Source organism: Aeromonas sp. TS_SC_11 (assembly GCF_057318915.1).
The window spans coordinates 955,001-977,813 of sequence record NZ_CM170470.1; the positions used below are offsets into that span (position 1 = coordinate 955,001).

The 22,813-nt window shown below is 55.9% G+C and carries 19 protein-coding genes and 1 riboswitch (1 of these 20 only partly in view); of the genes, 10 read left to right on the top strand and 9 right to left on the bottom strand.

Annotation, left to right across the window (positions count from 1 at the left end; all coding sequences use genetic code 11):
• Positions 1-1,744: the 5' portion of a TonB-dependent receptor domain-containing protein gene (locus AC1P02_RS04555; protein ID WP_346206323.1), read on the bottom strand. It extends 92 nt beyond the left edge of the window; 1,744 of the gene's 1,836 nt are visible here — the first part of the coding sequence; it begins with the start codon at positions 1,742-1,744; the stop codon falls past the left edge of the window.
• A 52-nt stretch (positions 1,745-1,796) separates the two neighbouring features.
• A riboswitch (cobalamin riboswitch) is annotated at positions 1,797-1,974 on the bottom strand.
• Between the two features lie 36 nt (positions 1,975-2,010).
• The gene (locus AC1P02_RS04560) at positions 2,011-2,913 is read right to left on the bottom strand and encodes a LysR family transcriptional regulator (RefSeq protein WP_005321658.1); all 903 of its coding nucleotides are present in this window, start codon (positions 2,911-2,913) and stop codon (positions 2,011-2,013) included.
• A 111-nt stretch (positions 2,914-3,024) separates the two neighbouring features.
• On the opposite strand from AC1P02_RS04560, the gene AC1P02_RS04565 reads away from it, so the two are divergent.
• The 4 genes from AC1P02_RS04565 (at position 3,025) to AC1P02_RS04580 (ending at position 5,953) form a co-directional block, all read left to right on the top strand.
• The gene (locus tag AC1P02_RS04565; RefSeq protein WP_005321662.1) at positions 3,025-3,951 is read left to right on the top strand and encodes a sodium-dependent bicarbonate transport family permease; all 927 of its coding nucleotides are present in this window, start codon (positions 3,025-3,027) and stop codon (positions 3,949-3,951) included.
• A gap of 5 nt (positions 3,952-3,956) precedes the next feature.
• Positions 3,957-4,259 carry a P-II family nitrogen regulator gene (locus AC1P02_RS04570; RefSeq protein ID WP_005321666.1) on the top strand — a complete coding sequence of 101 codons (303 nt, stop codon included), beginning with the start codon at positions 3,957-3,959 and terminating at the stop codon, positions 4,257-4,259.
• A gap of 63 nt (positions 4,260-4,322) precedes the next feature.
• Positions 4,323-4,832 carry a 5-(carboxyamino)imidazole ribonucleotide mutase gene (gene purE / locus AC1P02_RS04575; RefSeq protein ID WP_485184277.1) on the top strand — a complete coding sequence of 170 codons (510 nt, stop codon included), beginning with the start codon at positions 4,323-4,325 and terminating at the stop codon, positions 4,830-4,832.
• Entirely contained in the window at positions 4,829-5,953 is a 1,125-nt protein-coding gene (locus AC1P02_RS04580; protein ID WP_485184279.1) for a 5-(carboxyamino)imidazole ribonucleotide synthase, read from the top strand. Before purE ends, AC1P02_RS04580 begins: the two co-directional genes overlap by 4 nt.
• 79 nt (positions 5,954-6,032) lie before the next feature.
• On the opposite strand, the gene AC1P02_RS04585 is transcribed toward AC1P02_RS04580, so the two are convergent.
• The 3 genes from AC1P02_RS04585 to AC1P02_RS04595 all read right to left on the bottom strand — a co-directional run bounded on the left by AC1P02_RS04585 (position 6,033) and on the right by AC1P02_RS04595 (position 9,737).
• Complete coding sequence (locus AC1P02_RS04585) at positions 6,033-7,229, bottom strand: L-lactate MFS transporter (RefSeq protein WP_005321675.1); 1,197 nt, start codon at positions 7,227-7,229, stop codon at positions 6,033-6,035.
• Positions 7,230-7,338: 109 nt separating this feature from the next.
• Complete coding sequence (locus AC1P02_RS04590) at positions 7,339-8,070, bottom strand: LytR/AlgR family response regulator transcription factor (protein WP_265434214.1); 732 nt, start codon at positions 8,068-8,070, stop codon at positions 7,339-7,341.
• On the bottom strand, positions 8,064-9,737 hold the full coding sequence (locus AC1P02_RS04595; protein WP_005321693.1) for a sensor histidine kinase: 1,674 nt from the start codon (positions 9,735-9,737) through the stop codon (positions 8,064-8,066). The genes AC1P02_RS04590 and AC1P02_RS04595 overlap by 7 nt, the downstream gene beginning before the upstream one ends.
• 173 nt (positions 9,738-9,910) lie before the next feature.
• On the opposite strand from AC1P02_RS04595, the gene AC1P02_RS04600 reads away from it, so the two are divergent.
• Positions 9,911-10,351, top strand: a complete 441-nt coding sequence (locus AC1P02_RS04600) for a hypothetical protein (protein WP_058395503.1) — start codon at positions 9,911-9,913, stop codon at positions 10,349-10,351.
• A gap of 34 nt (positions 10,352-10,385) precedes the next feature.
• Here the strand turns inward: AC1P02_RS04600 and AC1P02_RS04605 are convergent, their stop codons facing one another.
• Entirely contained in the window at positions 10,386-13,967 is a 3,582-nt protein-coding gene (locus AC1P02_RS04605; protein ID WP_485185419.1) for an ATP-binding protein, read from the bottom strand.
• A gap of 5 nt (positions 13,968-13,972) precedes the next feature.
• A complete protein-coding gene (locus tag AC1P02_RS04610; RefSeq protein ID WP_485184283.1) occupies positions 13,973-14,596 on the bottom strand; it encodes a response regulator in 624 nt (207 codons plus the stop codon).
• 578 nt (positions 14,597-15,174) lie between these two features.
• On the opposite strand from AC1P02_RS04610, the gene ecpA reads away from it, so the two are divergent.
• The 5 genes from ecpA to AC1P02_RS04635 all read left to right on the top strand — a co-directional run bounded on the left by ecpA (position 15,175) and on the right by AC1P02_RS04635 (position 21,304).
• Positions 15,175-15,738, top strand: a complete 564-nt coding sequence (ecpA, locus tag AC1P02_RS04615; RefSeq protein WP_113721576.1) for a common pilus major fimbrillin subunit EcpA — start codon at positions 15,175-15,177, stop codon at positions 15,736-15,738.
• Between the two features lie 59 nt (positions 15,739-15,797).
• Positions 15,798-16,460 (top strand): EcpB family pilus assembly chaperone, encoded by a 663-nt coding sequence (locus tag AC1P02_RS04620; RefSeq protein ID WP_111588832.1) that lies wholly within the window; start codon positions 15,798-15,800, stop codon positions 16,458-16,460.
• A gap of 81 nt (positions 16,461-16,541) precedes the next feature.
• Complete coding sequence (locus AC1P02_RS04625; protein ID WP_485184286.1) at positions 16,542-18,992, top strand: CS1-pili formation C-terminal domain-containing protein; 2,451 nt, start codon at positions 16,542-16,544, stop codon at positions 18,990-18,992.
• 23 nt (positions 18,993-19,015) lie between these two features.
• Positions 19,016-20,614 (top strand): hypothetical protein, encoded by a 1,599-nt coding sequence (locus tag AC1P02_RS04630; RefSeq protein ID WP_485185420.1) that lies wholly within the window; start codon positions 19,016-19,018, stop codon positions 20,612-20,614.
• Between the two features lie 15 nt (positions 20,615-20,629).
• The gene (locus AC1P02_RS04635; protein WP_485184288.1) at positions 20,630-21,304 is read left to right on the top strand and encodes a fimbria/pilus periplasmic chaperone; all 675 of its coding nucleotides are present in this window, start codon (positions 20,630-20,632) and stop codon (positions 21,302-21,304) included.
• 51 nt (positions 21,305-21,355) lie between these two features.
• On the opposite strand, the gene AC1P02_RS04640 is transcribed toward AC1P02_RS04635, so the two are convergent.
• Together AC1P02_RS04640 and leuE are read right to left on the bottom strand one after the other, a co-directional pair.
• Positions 21,356-21,964 (bottom strand): FimV/HubP family polar landmark protein, encoded by a 609-nt coding sequence (locus AC1P02_RS04640; RefSeq protein ID WP_485184290.1) that lies wholly within the window; start codon positions 21,962-21,964, stop codon positions 21,356-21,358.
• A gap of 129 nt (positions 21,965-22,093) precedes the next feature.
• On the bottom strand, positions 22,094-22,732 hold the full coding sequence (gene leuE / locus AC1P02_RS04645; protein ID WP_485184291.1) for a leucine efflux protein LeuE: 639 nt from the start codon (positions 22,730-22,732) through the stop codon (positions 22,094-22,096).
• Positions 22,733-22,813: the final 81 nt, after the last annotated feature.

A 22,813-nucleotide genomic window follows, 5' to 3' on the forward strand; every position in this document is an offset into this window, starting at 1 on the left:
TACGGCCACCCAGCGTGAGCTGAGGCGTCACCCCATAGCTGGCCCCCAGATTGATCAGGGTGTAGGAACTTAGTTCCACCCGCTCTGCAGGGAAGCTGCTGAAGTTCTTGTCATCCCGCTTGCCCACATAGAGCAGCTCGGTGGAGAGATCGACCGGGCCCAGCTGCACCTGGGTAAGCCAGCTGGCTTTCTGCTTGGCGCGGCGCAGCAGTTGCTGATCTCCATCGTTCTTGTCTTCGGCCCGGGTGTAATCGAAGCTCAGGTCATGATGGAGCGGACCGGTTTCCAGACCCAGCGCCACTTCCACGCCACGGATCTCGGCATCCGTGTTGTCCGGCTTGCAGGTGGAGAACGCACTCTGACAGGCAATCAGGTTCTTGATCTTGTTGCGATAGAGGTTGAGCGACCAGTCCCAACCGGTATAACGACCCGCAAAGCCCAGCTCCAGGTTCTTGCTCTCTTCCGGCTTCAGATCCGGATTCTCATAACCGGGATAGTAGAGGTCGAGGAAGGTCGGCGCCTTGAAGCCGGTGCCATAACTGAGCCGTACATTGTGGTTGTCATCTATGTCCAGCCCGCTGGCGGCAGACCAGGTGTTGTGACGGCCATACTGCTCATTGTCATCGGTACGGCCAGAGAGCTCCCACAGCAGGGCCTGCCAGCGGTAGCTGCCCACCGCAAACAACCCTGTATTGTCGCGATCGGGGGCATTGAACGCCAGGCCAGAACTGCGCGAGTCGGATTTCAACTGCTCCTGCTGCCAGTCGGCGCCGCCGGTCAGGTTGAGCCCCTCAACGCCGCTCCAGCTGTTGATCCAGGAGAAACGGGTCAAGCCGGTGTGGATCGGCTGGGCGCTGGATTCCCCCTTGCTCTCCAGCCAGCTCTTCAGCTTGTTCTCGCCATAGCTGGCCTCAAGCCGGCTGGTCAGCGTCTCGCTCTGGAACTTGAGACCGCCATCATACTGGAAGGCCTGTACCCGGCTCTGGTCAGCCGACTGATAGGCATCATCCATCTCGGTCTGGTTGTCATAACCCTGGGCGTTGAAGTCCGCACTCCAGGCATCATTGAAGGCATGGTTCAGCCCGATCTGGCCGTTCAGACTGTCGAAGCCATCCCGATCCGGCTGCTGGGCATTGGCCACCACATCGAAACCATCGGTACGCTCGTAGCCGATCATCATATTCATGTCGGTCTGCTGACCCAGGGCCTGCACGGTACGCACCTGACCCTGGCCGTAACCATTGCTGCCCACACCACCCTTAAGATGGGTCTCGCTGCCATTCTTGGCGGAAGTTTTGGTGATGAGGTTGATGACGCCACCGATGGCATCTGCGCCATAGACAGCAGCCCGCGGGCCACGGATGTACTCGATGCGCTCGATATTGCCCAGCGGGATCTGGCTGAGGTCTGGTGTGCCGGCCACCATGGCGGCGATGGGGCGTCCATTCATCAGCACCAGCGAATGGTTGGAGTTGGTACCGCGGATGAACAGGCTGCTCATGTGCCCTCGCCCACCTAGGGTGGTGATCTGAACACCCGGCAACGTCTTCAACAGCGCTGGCAGGCTCTGCACCTGACGGGATTCGATCTCGGCGCGATCGATCACCACAACGGGTGCCAGTACCGAGCTGATGGGTTGTTCCACCCGATTGGCGGTGATCACCAGGGTAGGATTGACGGGGATGGTCGTCTGGGCGAAGGCCGCCGTTGGCAACAGGGCAGCCACCAATAATTTCTTGGACATGAGAGATCCTTAAGTTCGCGTAAGCATCTACTTCGTGGCCGGTTTCTCTCGGCCCGAAATACGAACTTTGGCAGGTCTTCGGGCTGGGGGGCTGATGGCCTACGGCGACGGCTTCCCACCTGACGGCAGTGCCCTGATGTCGCTTCGTTCCCCCTTACCGCTGCGCGCCAGCTCCGGATTTTCACCGGATTCCCTATTAAGCATGATGCGCCAAAGCGGAGGGGATTATAGGCAGAGCCAGATTGGATGTATAGCCATCCAGATTTCTATTTCTGCTTTTCCAGCTCCACCAGCCGCTGCCTGGCTCCCTCCATCACCGCCTGTACACCGGGATGGGAGAGGTGACGGCCAGCAGAGACCAGATAATAGGAGAGCGTGACCTCGGGCAAGGTGGCAATCCGCTCGACACCATAGAGGCGCTCAATCTCGTCACGCATCGCAAGGGGGGCGGGAAAGATCCCCATGCCCGCCTTGCCGAACGACTTCATCAGGGTCGAGTCGTCAAACTGGCCGACCAGATGGGGATGTATTCCCTGCTGGCGATACCAGGCCAGCAGCCGATCATGGGTCGCCGACTTCTCGCCGGGGATAAGCAGCGGCAGCCCTTCCAAAGAGGCGGGAAACCCCGAACGGGCACGAGCCGCCAGCGCCGGGCTCGCAAACAGTGCCAGCGGGCTGCGTCCCAGTTCATGGTTGTAGCCACGTACGCCACTATCTGGTGGCAGTGGGCGATCGATCAGCACCATATCCAGCTTGTGTCTGGCCAGCTCGCTGAATAGCTGCTCGGCCCGCTCTTCATGGCAGATCAGCCGCACCGGCGTCGCCAGCGCCATGGCCGGTGCCAGCAGCTCAAACGCCAGAGTGCGGGGCACCGAGTCGGCAATCCCCACCTGCATGGTCAGCTCCTGGCTGGCATGGCGCAGTGTGTGTTCCAGCTCTGCCCCCAGCGAAAAGATGGCGCCGGCCTGCTCAAGTGCCTGGCGCCCCGCAGCCGTCAAGACGAGCCGCCTCCCCTCCCGGCTGAACAGCGCCACCCCGAGAGACAGCTCCAGCTCCGCGACCTGACCACTGATGGTTTGCGGAGTGAGATGAAGCTGTTCGGCAGCCCGTGTCACGCTGCCGCTGCGCGCCACATGCCAGAAGTAATAGAGTTGTTTGTAGTTGAGCATCCGGATTCCTATCAGTTTTTGCCGAACAATCATCAATCAAAATCTGATTTTATCGAAGCATCATGCACTCTAGCATGCAAGCACCCTGTGAATTGCCTCCTGCGACCCCTCATGCTGGATGTTGTTGTACTCTTTTTCCTGTTTGGCCTGCTGGCCGGTCTGGTGCGATCCGAGCTCAAGTTGCCCCCCGCACTCTATGACACCCTCTCCCTCTTCCTGCTGCTGGCCATCGGCCTCAAAGGCGGTGTGGGCCTGGCCCAGCAATCCTTGTTGCCACTGCTGCCACAACTCGCCCTGGTGATACTGCTCGGTGTGGTGCAAACCCTGGCAGGCTTTGCCCTGTTGCGCATCAAGATGAACCGGATCGATGCCGCCGCCACCGCAGCCCACTACGGCTCGGTCAGCGTGGCGACCTTCGCAGTCGGGGTAAACTGGCTCACCGAGCGCGGCATCAGCTTCGAATCCCAGCTATCCATCTTCCTGGCTGTGATGGAGATCCCGGCCATCCTGGTGGGCATAATGCTGGCGCGCGGGGTGAGCCGCCAGACCCGCTGGCGCATGCTGGCGCATGAAACTTTCCTCGGCAAGGGGGTGACCCTGCTGCTCGGTGGCATGGCCATCGGCTATCTGGCCGGGCCGCAAGGCATAGCCCCCCTCAAACCCCTTTTTGTGGATCTGTTCAAAGGAGCGCTCGCCCTGTTCCTGCTTGAGATGGGTTTGATAGTGGCACGCCAGTGCCAGGATCTGCGCCGCCATGGCCTGTTTCTGCTCGGCTTCGCCCTGCTGATGCCGCTCGCCTCGGCAGGACTGGGGTTGACGGTCGGCAAGCTGATGGGGCTCTCCCTTGGCGGACTCACCCTGCTGGCCACCCTGGCGGCCAGCGCCTCCTATATTGCCGTGCCAGCGACCTTGCGCATCGCCGTGCCCCAGGCCAACCCGGGGTTGTCCCTCAGCGCCGTGCTGGGCGTCACCTTCCCCTTCAACATCATGCTGGGGATCCCGCTCTACCACAGCTGGGCCCGCCACTTCACGGAGTAGCCATCATGCAGACCGAGACCCGTACCCTGCTGACCGTCATCACGGAAGCAAATCTGGAACCCACCCTGCTGCGCACCCTGACCCGGGAAGGGCTGCGGGGCTACACCATCACGGATGCACGCGGACGAGGCGATCACGGCGAGCGCAATGCCAGCTGGAGCGAGAGCGGCAACATCAGGCTGGAGGCGATTTGCAGCCGCGAGCAGGCGGAACGACTACTCGCCCACCTGCAGAGTCGCTACTACCCCGACTACGCCATGATCGCCTTTCTGCAACCGGTCGAAATCGTGCGACCCGAAAAATTCTGAGCCGGCTTGCCGGCTCTTTTTGTTTACCGAAAGCAAACGTTTAACAGCAAGGAATCAGAAAAAATGAACACCCCTCCCCTGATCGGCCTGGTAATGGGCTCCGACTCCGACTGGCCCGTGCTGCAGGCTGCCGCCCGCATCCTCAAGGAGCACGGCGTGCCCTACGAAGCGCGGGTGGTCTCGGCCCACCGCACCCCGGACCTGCTGTTCGAGTATGCCGCCAGCGCCCGCGACCGCGGCCTGCGCGCCATCATCGCCGGGGCCGGTGGCGCCGCCCATCTGCCGGGCATGGTCGCCGCCAAGACCACTGTGCCCGTGCTGGGAGTGCCCATCCCCTCGCGCCACCTCAAGGGGATGGACTCCCTGCTCTCCATAGTGCAGATGCCCAAGGGGGTGCCGGTCGCCACCTTCGCCATCGGCGAGGCGGGGGCCGCCAACGCCGCCCTGTTCGCGGTCTCATTACTGTCGGTCACCCAAGATGGCGATGCCCCCCGCTACCAGCAACAGCTCGACGACTTCCGCGCCAACGAGCGTGACCGGGTGCTGGCTCTGCAACTGGAGGACCCGGCATGATACTGCCACCCGCCACCCTGGGCATGCTCGGCGGCGGCCAGCTTGGCCGCTACTTCGTGATGGCCGCCCACCGCCTCGGCTACAAGGTGGTGGTGCTGGATCCGGATCCCGCCAGCATCGCCGGAGCAGCCGCCGATCATCATATTGTCGCTCCCTATGACGACCAGGCCGCTCTGCACGATCTGGCCAGCCGCTGCGCCGCCATCAGCTGCGAATTCGAGAACGTGCCCGCCGCCACTCTCGCCCTGCTGGAAAAACAAAAACCGGTGCGGCCAGCCGCCAGCGCGGTGCGCATCTGTCAGGATCGACGGGAGGAAAAAGCCTTTCTGACCCGTGCCTGTGTGCCTGTGGCCCCCCACCTGACCCTGCTGCCGGATGAGCCACTGCCCCCTCTGGATGCGGAGCTGTTCCCCGCCATCCTCAAGACCGCCCGCGAGGGATACGACGGCAAGGGCCAGTGGCAGGTCGGCAATCTGGATGAGCTGGCAAGCGCGCTGACCGCCAGCGGCGTGCCCTGCGTGCTGGAGAAACGACTGCCGCTGGAGGGGGAGTTTGCCCTCACCCTGGCACGCAGCCCGAGCGGCGCCATCAGCGCCCTGCCCCTGGTGCAGAACTGGCACAGCGGCGGCATTCTCGATCAAACCCGCTCCCCGGCCAATGTCCCTGCGCTGGAGGCTGAGGCGAAAGATATCGCCGAGCGGCTGATCGCGGTGCTCGACTACGTCGGCGTGCTGACGGTGGAGTTTTTTCTGGTGGAAGGGCGGCTGTTGGTCAACGAGATGGCGCCCCGCCCCCACAACTCGGGTCACCCCAGCCTCGACAATGCCGAGTGCAGCCAGTTCGAGTTGCAGGTGCGCGCCCTGTGCGATCTCCCCTTGCCCGAGAAAGCCGAGGTGCGGCCCGCCATCCTGCTCAATCTGCTCGGGGATCTCTGGCACGGGGGCACACCAGACTGGGCAGGGGTGCTGGCCCTGCCCGGAGTGCACCTGCATCTCTATGGCAAGGGCGAGGCTCGCCCCGGCCGCAAGATGGGTCATGTCACCATCACAGGCCGTGACTGGCCCACGGTGGAAGATACTAGCCGCCATGTGCGCAGCCTGCTGGGGCTGCCCCCACGCTGAGCTGCACTCCCTTGAATGCAAAGACCCGGGCCAAGCCCGGGTCTTCTTTTTCATGCTGTCATCACAATGGAATGAGGGATCAGGCCCTGTCGACGGATACCGCGACAGGCGCCGGCAAGCGGATGGTCAGGGAGAGCACCAGGGCCACCACCATCAGCACCAGGATCAGGTTGAAGGTCGCCATGAAGCCGCCGAACAAGGAGGCCACGATGGAGCCTATGATGCTGCCCAGACCAAAGCCCAGATAGATGACGCCATAGTTCTTGGTCAGGTTGTTGAGACCGAAGAAGTCGCTCACCAGGGAGGGGTAGACTGTGATGGTGCCGCCGAAGCTGAACGCCACGCAGGCCACCGCCACGAAGAAGAGGTTGGCATTGAGGGGCACGAACAGCAGCAATCCCATGCCACCGAGGGTGATCAGCTGGGCTATGGTGATAACCCGGATGCGGGACATCTTGTCAGACAGAATGCCCAGCACCAGTCGACCACCCAGGTTGGCCATGGCGATCACCGCGACCGCATTGGCAGCCACCGCAGTCGACAGACCCACCATGTTCTCGCCGATATCCTTGGCCACGCCGATGACGTAGAGGCCGCTCATGCAGGCGGTGAGGAACATCAGCGCCAGCATCCAGTACTGCGGTTTGCGCATCGCCTCGGCCAGGGTGAAATCACGGCTCTCGGTCTGCTGCGCCGAAGCGGCCTGCTTGGGTGCATCCTTCATCAGCATGCCACCCACCAGCACCATGGACATGGCGATCAATCCCCACAGCTGGAAGGTCGCTTCCAGGCCGTTGTTGGAGAGCAGCAGCAGGTTGATGTACTTGAAGCCGAGGCTGCCCAGGCCATAGGCACCGATGGAGCAGGCGGAGATGAGCCCCTTTCGCTCCGGGAACCACTTCACGCAGTTGGAGAGGGTCATCAGGTAGCCGGTACCGTCGGCAAACCCCACCAGAATACCGGCGCAGAGGTAGAGCATGGCCAGATTGCTGGCGTGGGCGGTGAGGAAGAAGCCGATGCCGAGCAGCACGCCGGCGCCCAGGGTGACATTGCGCACCCCGAACCGCTCCTGCAGCTTGCCCGCCATGGAAGAGGCGACCGCCAGCGACAGGCTGAGCAGACCGAAGGCAAACGCCACCTGGCTGACCGGCTCGTCCAGCTTGTCGGAGAGCTGGGCGTTGAACAGGCTCCAGGTGTAGACGGAACCCAGCGCAAACTGGGTAATGATGGTACCGATCAGGGTGAGGTACCGGGTGCGGTTCATCTCTTTGGTCATGATGCGTCTCGGTCGATGGCCTTAAGGAAATTGAGGCCACTATAGGCAAGACGCAACTCGTGCCAGCCGATTAAGGCATGAAATGCAGATCGGCAGGAATGAATGACAATCAGAGCCGCATCAGCTGACGAAACGCCTTGATGTTGCTGCGACTGACCGGCACCTCGAACGGCAGGTCATGGAGCCGGATGAGATAGGTGCTGTTGAACCAGGGCACTATCTCGCGGATCTTGTTGATGTTGACGCAATAGGATCTGTGGCAACGGAAGAAGCCCTCCGCCGGCAGCCGGCTGACAAACTCGCTGATGGTCATGGTCATCACGTAGCGATCGGTGCGGGTGTAAACATAGGTCAGCTTCTCGTCCGCTTCCGCGTAGTAAATCTGCTCGCAGGGGGTGACTATGATGCGCTCCCCCTTCACCAGATTGACGGTGCGATTCTGCGGGCTGCTCCCCTCGACACCCTGCATCGGCTGAGACTTGCCCGCCAGCTCGAGCTTTTGCAGCAGATTGATGATGCGCGGCTCGTTGTAGGGCTTGAGGATATAGTCGAACGCCTCCAGCTCGAACGCTTCCACCGCAAACTCCTTGTAGGCGGTGACGAAGACGATGTGGGGCGGATGGCTCGACTTGTGCAGGTTCTTGGCCAGCAGCAGGCCATCGATGGAGGGGATCTGGATATCCAGAAACACCACGTCCACCTCGTGATCCTGCAAGTATTTGAACGCCTCCAGTCCGTCCTCGAAACTCGCCACTATCTCGATCTGGCTATGCTGGCCCACCAGATAGGCCAACTCCTCCCGGGCCAGATATTCATCTTCGACAATAATGGCTTTCAACATGGCATCGCCTCCTGATCCGGCAGATAGAAACAGACTTCAGTACCCGGTTCCAGCCGCCTTAGCTGCAGGCCGTCACCGTACAACAGCTTGACCCGCTGATGAACGTTCATCAGGCCTATGCTGCGGCTCTCCACCCGACCGGCGGCCACGCCGTCGATCACCGCCTGACTGATGCCGTAGCCGGTATCGCGCACAGCCACCCGAATCCCCCCCGCCAGCTGTTTCACCTCGATGGTGACCCGGCCCGGGGCGCTGCGGGGCTGGATGCCGTGCAGAATGGCGTTTTCCACCAGCGGCTGCAACAGCAGGCTCGGCACCTGGATGTGGACGTCATCCACCTCGAACACCACCTCCAGTTTGTCGCCGAAGCGGGCCTGCTCTATGGCGATGTAATCGCGCACCTGCTGCAGCTCCTCCTGAATGTCGATGAGCTCGTCCCCCTTGTTGAGGTTGTAGCGCAGATAGTCCGCCAGATTGGCAATGAGCTGGCGCGCCTGCTGGGGACGAATGCGGATCAAGGATGAGATGGCGTTGAGGGCATTGAACAGGAAGTGCGGGTTGATCTTGCTCTGCAATGCAGTGAACTCCGCCTTACGGGTCATCTCTTTCAACTGCTCGATGCGCGATACCTCCATCTGGGTGGAGATGAGCTGGGAGAGGCCCACCGCCATCTCTCGCAGCGAGCTGGTAATGCTGTGGGTGCGGCGATAGTAGATCTTGAGGGTGCCGCTGACGGCGCCGTTTTCCCGCAGCGGAATGATGATGACAGAGTGAAAATCGGAGAGGTGATACTGGCGCAGATCGTTGTTGATGATGATCTGGTCCAGCAACACGGCCCGCTGGGTCATGTCGCTGATGGCGTGGTGCTCGTCCAGCTCGTAGTAATCCTTGCCCACCCCCACGTAGGCCAGCACGTCGCGGGTATCTGTGATGGCTACCGCATCGGCATGGATCTCGTTGCAGATGACGCCGCACACCTGGCCGAGGGAATGGCGATCGACCTTCTGGAAGAAGGGCAACGTCTTGTTGGCGATATCCAGCGCCAGCTTGGCCTGCTTGGCGGCAATCAGCTCCTTCTCGTCATCCAGATCCTGCACCAGCTTGATGATGAGGCCGATACAGAGCGCCCCGGCGATCATCGGATAGGCGATGTGGCTGACGATCTCCACCCCCACCTCATGGGGTTCGGTCAACAGCCAGATCAGCAACATGGTCAGCCCCTCGCACAACATGCCCGCCAGTATGCCGTAGAGCCAGAGTCGCGACTTGCGGCAGCGCAGGTGCAACCAGGTGGCGAGCAGACCGGCGATGATGCTGGCGATGAGACAGGGGATCGAGGTGTGGCCATCCATGTCGATGAGGTAGCGGTGCAGGCCCGAGATAACCCCGGCCGGGATGCCGACCCAGGGGCCGAACAGTATGCCGCCCGAGATGATGGCGATGATCCGCACGTTGATCAGCGCCCCCTCCACCGGAATGCCGGTATAGGTACTGAACACGGCGAACAGGCCGAAGATGGAGGCGACCAGCACCAGCTCGGCCGGGGTGTGATCACGCTTCTGGAACAACCGCTGGAACGGCCTTGTACGGGTCAGAAAGAACAGGGTCATCAGCATCAGCGCCGCCCGTTCAAACACCGCCAACAACATCATCTGATTTTCGAGCAAAACAGGGATCCCGTATCAATGAAGAAGATATGCACCAAGGCGCGGGATCATACCCCGTATCCAGTGTCAGCTCATTTCGAATAACTGGATCCATACTAAGCTTCTCGGTTGGAGGGCCGATAAACAAGCACTCCTGCCAACGGGAGTAACTTCTATATCCAGGAGAGGATCATATGTCTCAGAAAGGAATTCTGGTGGCGTTACTGCTTGGGTGCTGTGGTTCAGCCGCACAGGCCGATACCCAAACCCGTCAGCTCAACTTGCCGGCCATTGCCAGTAAAGATACCAGGATGGAAATAGCGCTCACCCATCCAGGCCTTCAACCCGTCAATTCAAATCAGGCGCGGCATCCCACCCATACCCTGGCTGCCAATATCAGCAGCCCGGATTTCAATACCACCTATCAGCTGCAAGCCCGCAAGCTATATGGCCGCCTGCCACAAGAGGCCGGCACTGATATACAGCTGACAATCAATGGGCAGCTGTTGCCAGCCAATCACCCGCTGATACTGGAACAAGCCACACACTACTATCTTGGCTATGAGGCTGCCTCAGTCCGGCCAAACCAGATCGGTGAGGCCGCCTATGAATTGATGGTGTATTGGCATGGCTGAAAATTGTAAAGGCATGCTTGTCATGCCTTTATCCTTACTCAGCCTCCTGAAGCTGCACAATTGCCAACCTGACCACCTCATAGCTTCGTTGCAAACGTTCCAACGCCAAGGGTAAAGCCAATGAATCCAGCTCATCGGACTCAGCCTCGCCGCAGGCCTTAACCAGTTGTGAGGCCCCCATGATTCTGGCGCCACCTTTCAAGCGATGAACATAATCCAGAAACTGTGGCACATCTTGCACATCAGCGGCTTGTTCTAATCCCAGGAGATCGTCATCGCTGGCACTGATAAATGCTGTCAGTAGAGGCATTATCAATGCAGGTTGATTGCCAGTCAGAGGCCCGAGACAATGTTTGATTTCCTGCATGCAAGTTGCAATGTCTGCTTGCTCTTCACGCTGCATGTATCTATGTAAGCAATGACCGAGTTCTTCCAACCCAACTGGTTTGAACAAGCAGTCATCCATACCAGCAAGATAGCCCTCACTCACCTGCTCCTGACGAGCATCAGCCGTCAAACCTAGAATCACACAACGCCGTATCCCATTGTGGTGTTCCCGCGCCCGATACTGACGAGTCAACTCAAACCCGTTCATACCTGGCATGTTGAAGTCGGTGATGATGACATCAAACGGATATTCAGCAGAAAGTCTCAATGCCTGATCACCTGACTCGACCGCTTGGGCTTCATGCCCCAAATAGGCCAGTTGCTGGCTGATCAGCAACCGATTGGTGGGGTGATCATCCACAACCATTACCTGCAACCGCCGATCGCTTCTTGTTGTGTTGCCAAGTTCAGCTGACGGAACTAGCTCCACAGCATCTGTCAGAGGGAGTTTCATTTCTATCAAGACACGAGTACCACGACCCGGCTCGCTCTCAAGCAACAGTGACCCACCCATCAATTCACAGAGAGAACGGCTGATCATCAGCCCCAGACCAGTACCTGACTGCTCGATATGTTTGGGCTGACTGGCCTGATAGAAGGGATGGAACAACTTTTCTTGCTCCATCGGATCTATTCCTATCCCGGTATCTCTGACAGCCAGTTGCAAGGTGCACCAACCGTCACTAATCCGTGACAATAATTCCACCCGAACCGATCCTTTGTCCGTGTACTTGATGGCATTGCTGATCAAATTGGAGACAACCTGCTTGTAGCAGAGTCCATCTATCTGAACCCAGTGTGACGCACCCACAACCAGCTCCAGTTGCAGGTTCTTCTGTCTGGCCAAGGCATTGAAGACGGTAACAACCGATTCGGTCAAGGCCACAATATCATGAGGTTCTGGTACCAGCTCGAGCCGACCCGACTCTATTTTGGAGATGTCGAGAATGTCGCCGATCAGGGATAGCAGATCTGCTGCCGAACCATGTGCGATAGAGAGCGAGGCCTTATCCTCCTCATGTAGACGATCTCGCCTCAGGGTCAGTTCCAGCAAGCCGATGATGGCATTCATGGGGGTACGAATTTCATGGCTCATGGTGGCCAAAAATGTCGACTTGGCACGATTGGCCTCTTGCGCCTCCTGGCTTGCCACGGCCAGATCGTCAAGTAGACGCAAACGCTCGCTTACATCGATCCAGCCGCCAATTCCACCCTGTACCTTGCCATCCCGATCGTAATAAGGCTGAACCCAGTGATAGACATCCACCCCCCCTCTTGCCATAACCAGACGATGATCACCCTCTTGCACCCTCCGCTCTTCGCAAGCAACAACAAGATCGGTAAACAAGGGAGCAAGAAAAGGCCATCGTTCACGATCCGAATCCAAGTTGCCCCCCAACAGATTGGCTTTTGGTTCACCAAAGAAACTCGCATAACTGCTATTGCAAAGGATCAGTTGCCCAGACTGATCCCTGGCATAAATAGGATGAGGTGTACCATCCACCAGGTCTTCAATAAACTTGAGTTGAGCATTCAACGCCTCCTCCGCGAGTCGGCGTTCACGCATCTGTTTGCGCAGGGATAGGCCCCACAAGCTGACCCAGATAGTCAGCAACAGGATCAGCGAGATGAAGATCCCAAACTCCCGAACAAACTCCTGCCAAGTGATGGCCTCTTTCTGAGGACTGACACGCCAGCGGTTGGAGAGCCCTTCCAACTCATCTGGGGGTATGGTTGCCACCACCTTGTCGAGAATATTGCGCAGCATTTGGTTTTCATAAGAAACAACAAATGAAGCACCAATAGGAACTGACTCAAACAATTCGCCTGTAACAAGCAAGCTATCGGGAAACTTGCTATTGATGTAATACTTGGCAACCCGTAGAGGTAATACGGCTACATCGCATACCTCCGTTGCGACACAGCGCAACGCATCTTCGATGCGATCAAAGGAGTGAGTTGTCATTTTGCCATATGCCTTGTCTATGGCTTGTGTAGCGATAAAACCTTTGACGATGGCCACAGTCCCAAACTTGATTAGACTCTCAGGCTCTGTCACCTCATGCTTCACGCCAACAACATAAGACAGAGGATCAAGCGCAAAAGCCCTGCTGAATAGATAGCGCTGCTTACGTTCTGCAGATGGACTCATTACCGCTGCATCCACGTTCCCATCATCCAGTAGCTGTAACATGTGTTTGGCCGTCTTGACCGGTACAGCTTCTATTTCGACGTCTAGTTTTGCTCTCAGAACCTGAATGAGATCAGCAACCACACCATGCAAGGTACCATTGACATCAAGAAAACTCAGCGGTGGTACGCCGCTGTTAACAGCGATCCGGATTGTCCTCTTCTGCCCCAGCCATACCCACTGACTACTGGTCAGCCCGATCCTCTTGGCATCGATAGAGAGTCCTCCCCCGCTCCAGCGCTTGGCAATTTCGTCACGCTTGCCATCCAATATCCTATGTAGAGCAACATCAATGATTTTCTTGAGACGCCGATTCTGTTTCTCCAGCGCGAATGAAAAACCATGAGTATCCACATACAATGGCCTTAGTAATTGAATGCTGTCTTGGTAAAATTTATTGACGATAAAGTTCCCGGAAATCATATCCACCATGACGGCATCAACTTGGCCATATGATACGGCTGATATTGCACTGTATCGAGAAGGATATGTTTTTATTTTAACATTTGGCAGATAGCGTTTCACTGCAATAGCGGGCAAGTAATAACTCGGAACAGCTACCGTTTTTACATCCTTCTCTGGAACATGAATGCTTTTATATATAGCAGGATCATCGGCGATATATCTATTGGTTAATAATAGTTGCTGCTCCTCCTCATAGGAGTTTGATGAGCTTAAGAGATCTATTTCTCCCCGCTTTAGCGCATCAATGGCTTCTGCCCGTGATGGAAGAGTTTTCACTACTATATCGATATTAAGTAGATGGCTCAGCATACCAATCATGTCAGCAGTAACACCTTCATAGGCATCAGAGCGCAAGGTTATATCCAGAGGGGGATCATCTGGCTTTGGAACCCCAAGAATCAACTGGTCACGATTACGTAACCACAACCAGTCATCGGCATGCAAGGGAAGTGTCTGTTGCCCGAGAGACTCACTGTCGTTCCGTGCATAGACATGTAATAAATCATCTCCCAGCTCATGAGCAGAAGTGAAGAATGAGCAGAGGCAGACGAGCAATACCGGGAGTAGTTTCATTTTGCTCACATCAATTCTTGCCGCTTGGCGAGGCTGATCAGATCGATCATGTTGGTTACATTGAGCTTCTGCATCAAACGAGTTTTGTAAGTACTTACCGTCTTCTCACTCAGTAGCATGTGTTCCGCAATTTTCTTATTTGTATGGCCTTGGCATATATGCATGAGTACACTCATCTCACGATTTGAGAGGGAAGACAGCAGCCCCTCCTTATCAAGGATATAAGCATCTCTGGCACCAGTAATAACATCTCTAGGAAAACAAACCTGACCATTTTCTATCTGTGAAAGCATGCTTTTTAATAGTGAAAGATCATCAAGTTTAGACATAAATCCATCAGCGTCGGCCTGCAGGCAACGTACCATGACATGATGAGTCGCCTGTGCAGAAAGAATTACAACCTTGATCCCCATATTCAAGGTCTTTATTCTTTTTATCACCTCTATGCCATCCAGCTTTGGGATGCCAATATCCAGAACAATAATATCAGGTTGATGCTTTTTAGCAGCAACGATGGCATCGACACCATTATCTACCTCAGCAACAATATGATGACCATCCTGTTCTAGCAAAATATTAACTGCCATTCGTATCGCAGGGTGATCATCAACTATTAATATTTTTGCCATATGCAACCTATCATTGAATAATTTTATTTGGCGTATGATAACTATAATGTCACAACATCACCATACGATAGCCTTACATTAATAATACGTTAATCAATTAAAAAATCATTAACAGCAAAGTCCCTTGCTGATTATGTAAAAATTAATATTTTACATAACTATCAACAAGTTAATAAATCCTCTTTTCGACCTGGCCACCCATTCTGCCGCTTACTCAAGCTCACCCAAACTCGGTGTCAACACCTTGACAAGGTAAGCAGTAAAACACCTAAAAAACAAATATTTAAATTAAAAAATTGATGCGGATAGTATTTAAATTTTTATCTACCCGGAGTTGTACGTAACAAGCACCTTTTAGGATTTTTCCTACGCATGATTAAATCGATTCAAACAGGTCAAGCAGTTATCTTTGTTGGCGAAAAGATAGGCAGGCCAGATGGGCATTTCGTTCCGGTGTTCTGCCTCCCCCCTTGACGAAAGGTGATTCGAGGGCGGGATAAACGAATACACCTCGGTGTAGGTAATAAAACAAGTGGTCTAAAGCCGCTTTCATTAAAATACATATGGAATACATTAATATGAAAAAGACTCTGCTTGCACTGACCGTTGTTGGCCTCGGCTTTACTGCCTCCTCTTATGCTGCCGTAGAAGCCTCAGCCGTGGCGACTTGGAAAGCCACAGCGAAAAAAGATACCACCTCTGAACTGGTTGTCACCCCGCTCACCAGCCTCTCCTTCCAATACGCCGAAGGGATCCAGGGTTTCAATACCGTCGATGGCCTGTTCGACGTCGCCATCAAGGGTGATGCCAGTGCGACCGACTTTACCCTGAAGGCCAAGAAGCTGAATGGCACCCTGAATCACCTGGGTGGCGACTCCACAGTCGATGTCGGCGTGCTGTGGGCCGGTGTACCTGTCACCACCACTGCCTACTCGACTCTGATCGATACGGCAGCCGGCATTAACGGCGGCAACCTCTCCCCCATCGCCCAAGGCTACACCGGAGATGTGACTGCACAAGGTGCCTTCACCTTCATCATCGAGAGTGCAACCAGCGCAGGTGCAGATGCAGCCTTTGATACCCTGCCAGACGGTCTGTGGAGCGGTGAAGTCAACGTCGAGTTCGTTGCCAACTGGTCCTAATTGCTTCGGCACAGGTAATCAGGGGCCCGAGTGGGCCCCTTATAGTCATTGGAGGTCGCATGAACCTGAAAATACTAGTGGCATGGATGCTGTTTATTCCCGGAATCAGCCAGGCAATCAACGTCGGCTCGGTTACCACTTTTATTGATGCTGGCAGCCAGGACGTTTCCAAGGAGATCGCGAACGAAAGCGATCAGGCAAGGCTGATCACCATATCTGTGTCTCGCATTTCCTCACCTGAAGAGGGCGGACAGGAGATGCCGATGGAGGTAGACGGTGAACTCATGCTGTCGCCGAGCCGGCTGATGCTCCCCGCCAATGCCAAGAACAACGTGCGCTTCTTTTACAAGGGTCCACAGGATGGCAAGGAGCGTTACTACCGCATTCGCTGGCTGGACACCGCCTTGTCGATGGACGATCAGCGCAATGAGCGCCGTCAGGCAGTCGCCACCACCTCTGCCCAGATAGGCACCATCCTGGTGGTTACCCCCCGCAAGCAGCAATTCGATTACACCCTGCAAGATGGCATCCTGACCAATAAAGGAAATGCCTCATACAGAACCATTGCTTATGGCACTTGCCTGAAACAAAGCCAGGAGCAATGCAAAGAAACCTATTACGACCTGCCGGGCAAAAAACGCCACTTTAAAAAGGTCAATATCCAGCATGACAAGAGTCACATCGGTCTCTGGCTGGGTCAGGAATTCGTCGTCGTCAAATAACGCTGCTGTTCTCTTACTGCCTCTACCACCTTGTCGAGTGGCGGTGTTGTTTTGCCGAAATTTGGAACCATGGTGCGTGATATGTTGAAAAAAGCCTGCCTGTTGCCAGCCGCACTGCTGATCATGATGTCAGCCTCGGCCAACGCCTCGGCACCACTCAAAATCGCCAATGTCATCATTCCTGCCAGCTTTGCCAGCGCACTGGCAGAAGGCATTGCCGTACCAGTCAGGCTGCAATATCAGGATCAGGCACTGGCGCTCGACACCACCACCGAAGAATCCATCGGCAACGCCACGCTGATCCTGCGGGATGGCACACTGCACCTGCTCAATCTGGACTTCAATCAGGGCCATAGCGATGTGGCCCTGCGCAAGGAGCTGGTGGATCTGTTGCAACAGAATCAGCTGCGCACCTTCTCCAGCGACGGGCGGCTGGTCATCAACGACAGCGCCACCATGCAGCTGGATCTGATCGCCATGCTGCTGACCATAAAGGTCACCAAGGCTGCCTTTGGCGAGAAGAAAGCCAACACCACAAAAGCTAGCCTGACTCCCTCCGTTGAAGCACTGACCAGCGTCAATCGCTACAACCTGGGATACTCCTTTGCCAATAGTCGCCAGGCAAACAGCACCAGTACCAACTTCGCCCAGCTGAACACTCTGGTGGGGTACAGTGAACACCATCTGGACCTTGATGGTTCTCTCTACAATCTGGGGGAAACGAACCAGAACGGCGCCATTTATCGCGCCATGTATGAGCGGGATATCGAGGATCGCCGCTTTGCGGCCGGCATGGTATCAACCTGGGATCTCCAGACGCTAGGAGGGGTGTCCGCCCTGAATACAGGCAGGATCTACGGGCTTTCTTACGGCAATCAGGCCCTCTCACGTACCGTCAATGAGAGCGAATCCACCACCCCGATCCAGGTCTTCATGCCCTCTGCGGGTGAGGTTCGGGTCTATCGGGATGGCAAACTGATCAGCCTGCAGAACTTCTCGATAGGCAACCATCGCATCGATACCAGCCGCTTCCCCCACGGCTCCTACAGCGTCACGGTCGAGATCCATATCGATGGCCGTCTAACGGAATCTAGCAACCAGCGTGTCACCAAGCTCGGCAACAGCCTGGGCTTCGATCAGGAGTGGGGTTGGCAATCCTGGGGTGGCATGATGGAAACGAGCCAGGATGGTTCCCGCTCACCCCTGCTGGGGTTGTCGCTGGCACGTACCTTCGAGACCACCAACCTGACCCTGACCGGCTATGGCTTCAAGGATGCCCTGGTCAGCGAGAGCCAGGCCAGCTGGCAGCTGACCGACAGGGTCAGCACCCAGCTGCAGGGCATGTTGGCCTCTGATGCCTCCTGGCGGATCTCGTCCAGCGTGACGGCACAGGTCCATGACAACGTCTCGCTCTGGCTCAGTCAGGAAAAACTCGACACAGGCAGCAAGCTGACCACAGCCACCATGGAACTCTATACCGCCGGCATCAGCATCAACCTGGGGGGCTGGAATGACAAGCTCGGGAGTCTCTCGTTCAACACCACACATGACCGTGAGCAGGAGAGCGACCGCAGTTATATAGACTATTATCAGAGCCTCTACACCGGTCGTTATGGTCAGCTGGGGTTGCGTACCAGCCTGCAGAGCAACAGCGCGACCCTGAGCGGGTTCAACAACAAGAGCATAACGCTGGACTATTCGATCCCGTTCGACAACCTGTTCAATCTGGGCATGAGCAGCAATGAACAGGGCCACACCACAGCCAACCTCAGTTATCAGAAACGCATGGAGGGCTTCATCAATACGGCGTCCTTCAACAGTGCGAAAGTCATCAACGGCATGGAAAACAGTAACCCATCCCTCTCCGGTACCCTGGGTTTTGAAAACAGCATGACGGGTGGCACCCTGACCCTGGGTCGCAGCTCGGGTGGCGATGTAAATGGCAACCTGATGGCCCGCGGCTCGATTATCACCACAGGGGATGAGGTCCTGGTCTCCAGCCAGAACCGATCCGGTTCAGGCTTGCTGATCGACACCGGCATGGGCAAGGAGGGCAAGATGCTCGCCAGAATCAATGGCCAGGAGCACTCGCTAGAAGGCAGCAAGACCTTTGTCGCCCTATCTCCCTTTCAGGAGTACGAAGTGGAGCTGCTCAACAGCAAGACCACCAAAGACAGCTATGACATCAGCACCGGCAAGCAGCGCTATACACTGTTCCCCGGCAACGTGGCCAGACTGGATGCCACCCACTCGGTCAAGGAGATGGTCACCGTCTTTGGCGTCATACGCGCCGAAGATGGCAGCGTGATCGCCAATGCCAGGATCGACAACCATATCGGCACCACAGTCACCAATGAGGCCGGTGAGTTTTCGCTGGATGTGGACAAGGCCAATCCGGTACTGAGCTTCAAGCATGGCAACGAATTCTGCGAAGCCGAACTGGATCTGGCACAGCAGAGTGGCGCCGTCTGGATGGGCGATGTCATCTGCCGCGGTCTGCAAACCTATGCAATGGCAAGAGGATATCAGTGATGAATACTAACACAGCGGCACTCATGCTTTTGCTATTGGGAATCGGCTGGAGTCAACCCAGTGAATCGGCTGTATCCAAAACAGTCTGGCCTGATGCACCACTGAAGAACTTCCTGTTTATCGAAAATCAGGAGGACAACAACCTGTTTGTAGCTCCGACTGACGGCTTGGACCCACGCTTGACGGGGAGCAATGCCTGGACATCCCTCAAAGGCAATGGCCAAGTGAGCTTGGCATATGTGGACAATGGCTATAACACAGACATTAATAACTGGAATGTAGATATGTGGGAAACGGGCCCAATTCATCGTCCCTATCTCAACCAACGCTGCATCATGACCTATACCCGCTGCGACCCTGAAACAGCAGAAGCCGTCAATAAACCAGCTGTGGTGGATGATCAGGGTTTCTATGGACTGATCGGTGCATCTGCCGGTTGGGGACATGGCAAACTCAGTTCCAGCTTTTTTGATTACCTGCGCACCATGCCAACTGGTGCCACCCTCAACCGCGAGATGAACCTGTGTGCCACTACCATAAAATATGACGCAACAAGAGGCGCTCGCTGCAAGGACCAAACCGGCGGCTACTGGTACGTAAGAAAGATGCAACACAAAAAGGCGGGGCATCTACGTTTCGTACAAACCAATGCCATCAGTGAAGTGATCGTAGACAGCAATGGTAGTCCATATGTCCTGCCCGGTTCGCAAGGGTGTGAAAACTATCGTTTGGGTACACGAGACGGAATTTTGTGTCGTTTCCTGGATTACAACTTCAATGATGATGGAAGCCAGAGTTATTCAGAACCCTATATGTACACGCACGTCAAGGATAGTGCTCTCAATGCCGCCATCGGTGCCGCCGACCTGCAGATGAGCTCTAACCTCACAAACTGGGCAAATAAAGAGGGGCGTTATAATGTTAGCTATTTACGGGGGCACACTTCCGTCTACCTATTTTTATCAAGCAATTTTTTCAAACAGGTCGTACGGCTGGGGTTGCAGGATAAACTGACACGCAATCTTATCAACTTCAACATGAAGAACGGATATGCACCGGAGAGCGGCTATTACGAATTCAGTGGCACAACTGAAATTGTCATCAAGCCCCGTGACTTTAGCGTGTCAATTATCTCTTCCGAAGGTGTGACGAATCCCTACCGGGAGGGGGAAGTTGGCAAGGATATTCTCCGCTTTCCCTACAATATTTCGGACAGTGGTCCAACTAGTGCCGATACGCTGAATATCTCGGTAAAACAAGATAGCGGTAGTCCCTACCAGGGTCACTGCACCTTCTACCCCACCGATCAGATAACAGCGGGAAAAGCCGTACCAGTGCCAACCCGGTTGGTGTTCGACTCAGCCCAGAAAGGGAAGAATTATAAACACCCGATCCGTTGTGACAGCACCCCTGTCGATATCCGCTCACTGGGAATTCAGGATAGCCAACCGCCCCTGGAATGGACTGATCCCAATGGTGACAAAGGAATTACCCGTTTCCGTACACTGGCACTCGAATTCGATCTCACGGATCCCATGACACAGCACACCACGACTGGCGATATGTGGGAAGGAAATGTCCAGCAAAGCGGTACCATTACCATCAATGGGATCTGGCGTTAGGGTGAGGAGTTGAGGATGCGTTATAGAGCTCTGCTGACACTGACGTGTTTACTGGCGTTGCCAGTGAGTGCCATCGATATAGGTCCCATGACTGCCGTGCTTGAATCCACAGACGAGTTCATGGCTCGTACCGTAACCAACAATGGCACCACGCCCAAAATCTATGAGGTTCGCGCGGCCAAGATCAGCAACCCTACGGCCAGTGGGCAACTGCTGGCTATGCCTCCGGGAGAGCTGCTTTATGCGCCCAAGCGCTTCGTACTGCATTCAAAACAGCAGCAAAACGTCAAATTCTACTATAAGGGGGTTGCCGACGATCAGGAGCGTTACTACCGGGTGACCTTCATCGAGTCGCCAGCAGCCCAAGCCGGTGGCCATGAAGATAAGAGCCGTAAAAGCAAGCTGGACATTAAGATAGAGCTGCAATCCATTCTGGTGGCGCGTCCCCGGCAGGAGCGGTTCGAATACCGGCTCGATCAGGCGGCGGGCAGCATCACCAATACCGGCAACAGCTTCTTTGAATTCATGGTGAAACAGGGCTGTGATCAGCCCGACAGCGTGGCAGACAACAAATACCTGCTGCCCGGCGAGACCTATCGCAACACCAAGATCAGCCAGTCTGGCAACCAGAAGCTGATCGTCTATCAGTCACGCTTCATCGCAGTTGGCAAGGACTGCTGGCCAGATTAACCCTTGCTCTCGACTAAAGAACTGCGGTCAAGAGAACACCTTCTCCCGTACCTACCTGACCGTCTCTTTGAACATCCGGCTGGCATGCTCTGGCTCTATATGGGCAACAAGTGCGGGATCGGGGCAATAGAGTCTGCGACTGCGCAAGCGGTGGATATCCTCGCCGGCAAAAGCCCGTTTATTGGTAACAAAAATGGCGTAAACGTTCTGGTAGATACTGACTCGATTGCGTTTGGCAAGCTCGGTTGCCACTCGCCACAGGGTATTCCCACCTGTATCGATCAGACATTTACCCTGCTTTTCATATATCAGGACAGGGGGGAGTGGTGGTGGTGCCGAAGGTGCAGTGACGCAGGACTGGGCAGGAATGGTTGCACTGAGCAGCGGTCGCCCCGGTAAAGACCAATAGAGAATACTGTCGTCTGTCAGCCATTGGCAGGGTAGCGCCACCCGCAAAGTGAAAAGCCGTTCCAGTACTATGTTGTTCAGAGGCTCAAACTGTTCACCACGGCGCAGCAGCAATTCCCCATCCAGACTCGGACTTATCAATGTCATGCGCAGTACGCCCTGCTGGTAACTCTGGAACGAGAAGGTTTCAGTTGCCGCTGAAAAGGGAGTCGTGATCAACATGACCAGCAGCAGTAGAGATTGGCGCACCATGGGTGAAACGGGATCCAAAAAACCCTATTGGATCAGGTCGTCAGCCCCCTAACAAGGGGGACCAGCCAGTTTCAGAATGGTCTTACGCGGCGGGTCCCCGGCATCATCAGGTAGAGCTATCGAAAAAGCTCAGGACGACAGGGTCGCCAGCCTCGCGGCGAAGCCCATGAAGAAGAGGCCGATAAGGCCATTGCCCAACCGGGCAAGCCCCTGTTTACGGCGAAAGAAGCTAGCCACCAGAGTGCCGCCGAAGATCAGCAGGGTCAGATAGACGAAGCTCATGGCCTCCAGCATGCCGGCCAGCACCAGATAGGAGAGCCAGATGTGGGCATAGTTGAAATCGATGAACTGCACGAAGAAGGAGACGTAAAACAGGATCGCCTTGGGATTGGTGAGGCTCAGGGTCAGCGCCTTGGAGAAGTAACGCTCGCCCGGGTCCACCACCGACTCCTGCCCTTCCCGCTTGGCGATAAAATTGGCGTGCAGTATCTTCACCCCCAGATAGAGCAGGTAGATGGCGCCGAGGTAGCGCACCAGAGTAAACAGCAGGGGCGTGGTACGGATGAGAGAGGCCACCCCCAGGTAGGCGCAGAAGATCAGGATGGCATCACCGACGAAGACGCCGAGCGCCGCCCGATAACCGGGACCTACGCCACGGCTCGCGCCGGTGCGCAGCACATAAAGGGAGTTGGGGCCCGGCGCTATGATGATGAAGAAGAGACCGACCAGATAGGTCCAGACATTGACGACACCCAGGCTCTCAAACATCTTCCACCTCGCCAGCAAACAAGAACAGGCAGGCAGCCCCGCCGGATAAAATAGTGAACTGCCACTCTATACCAATTTTCC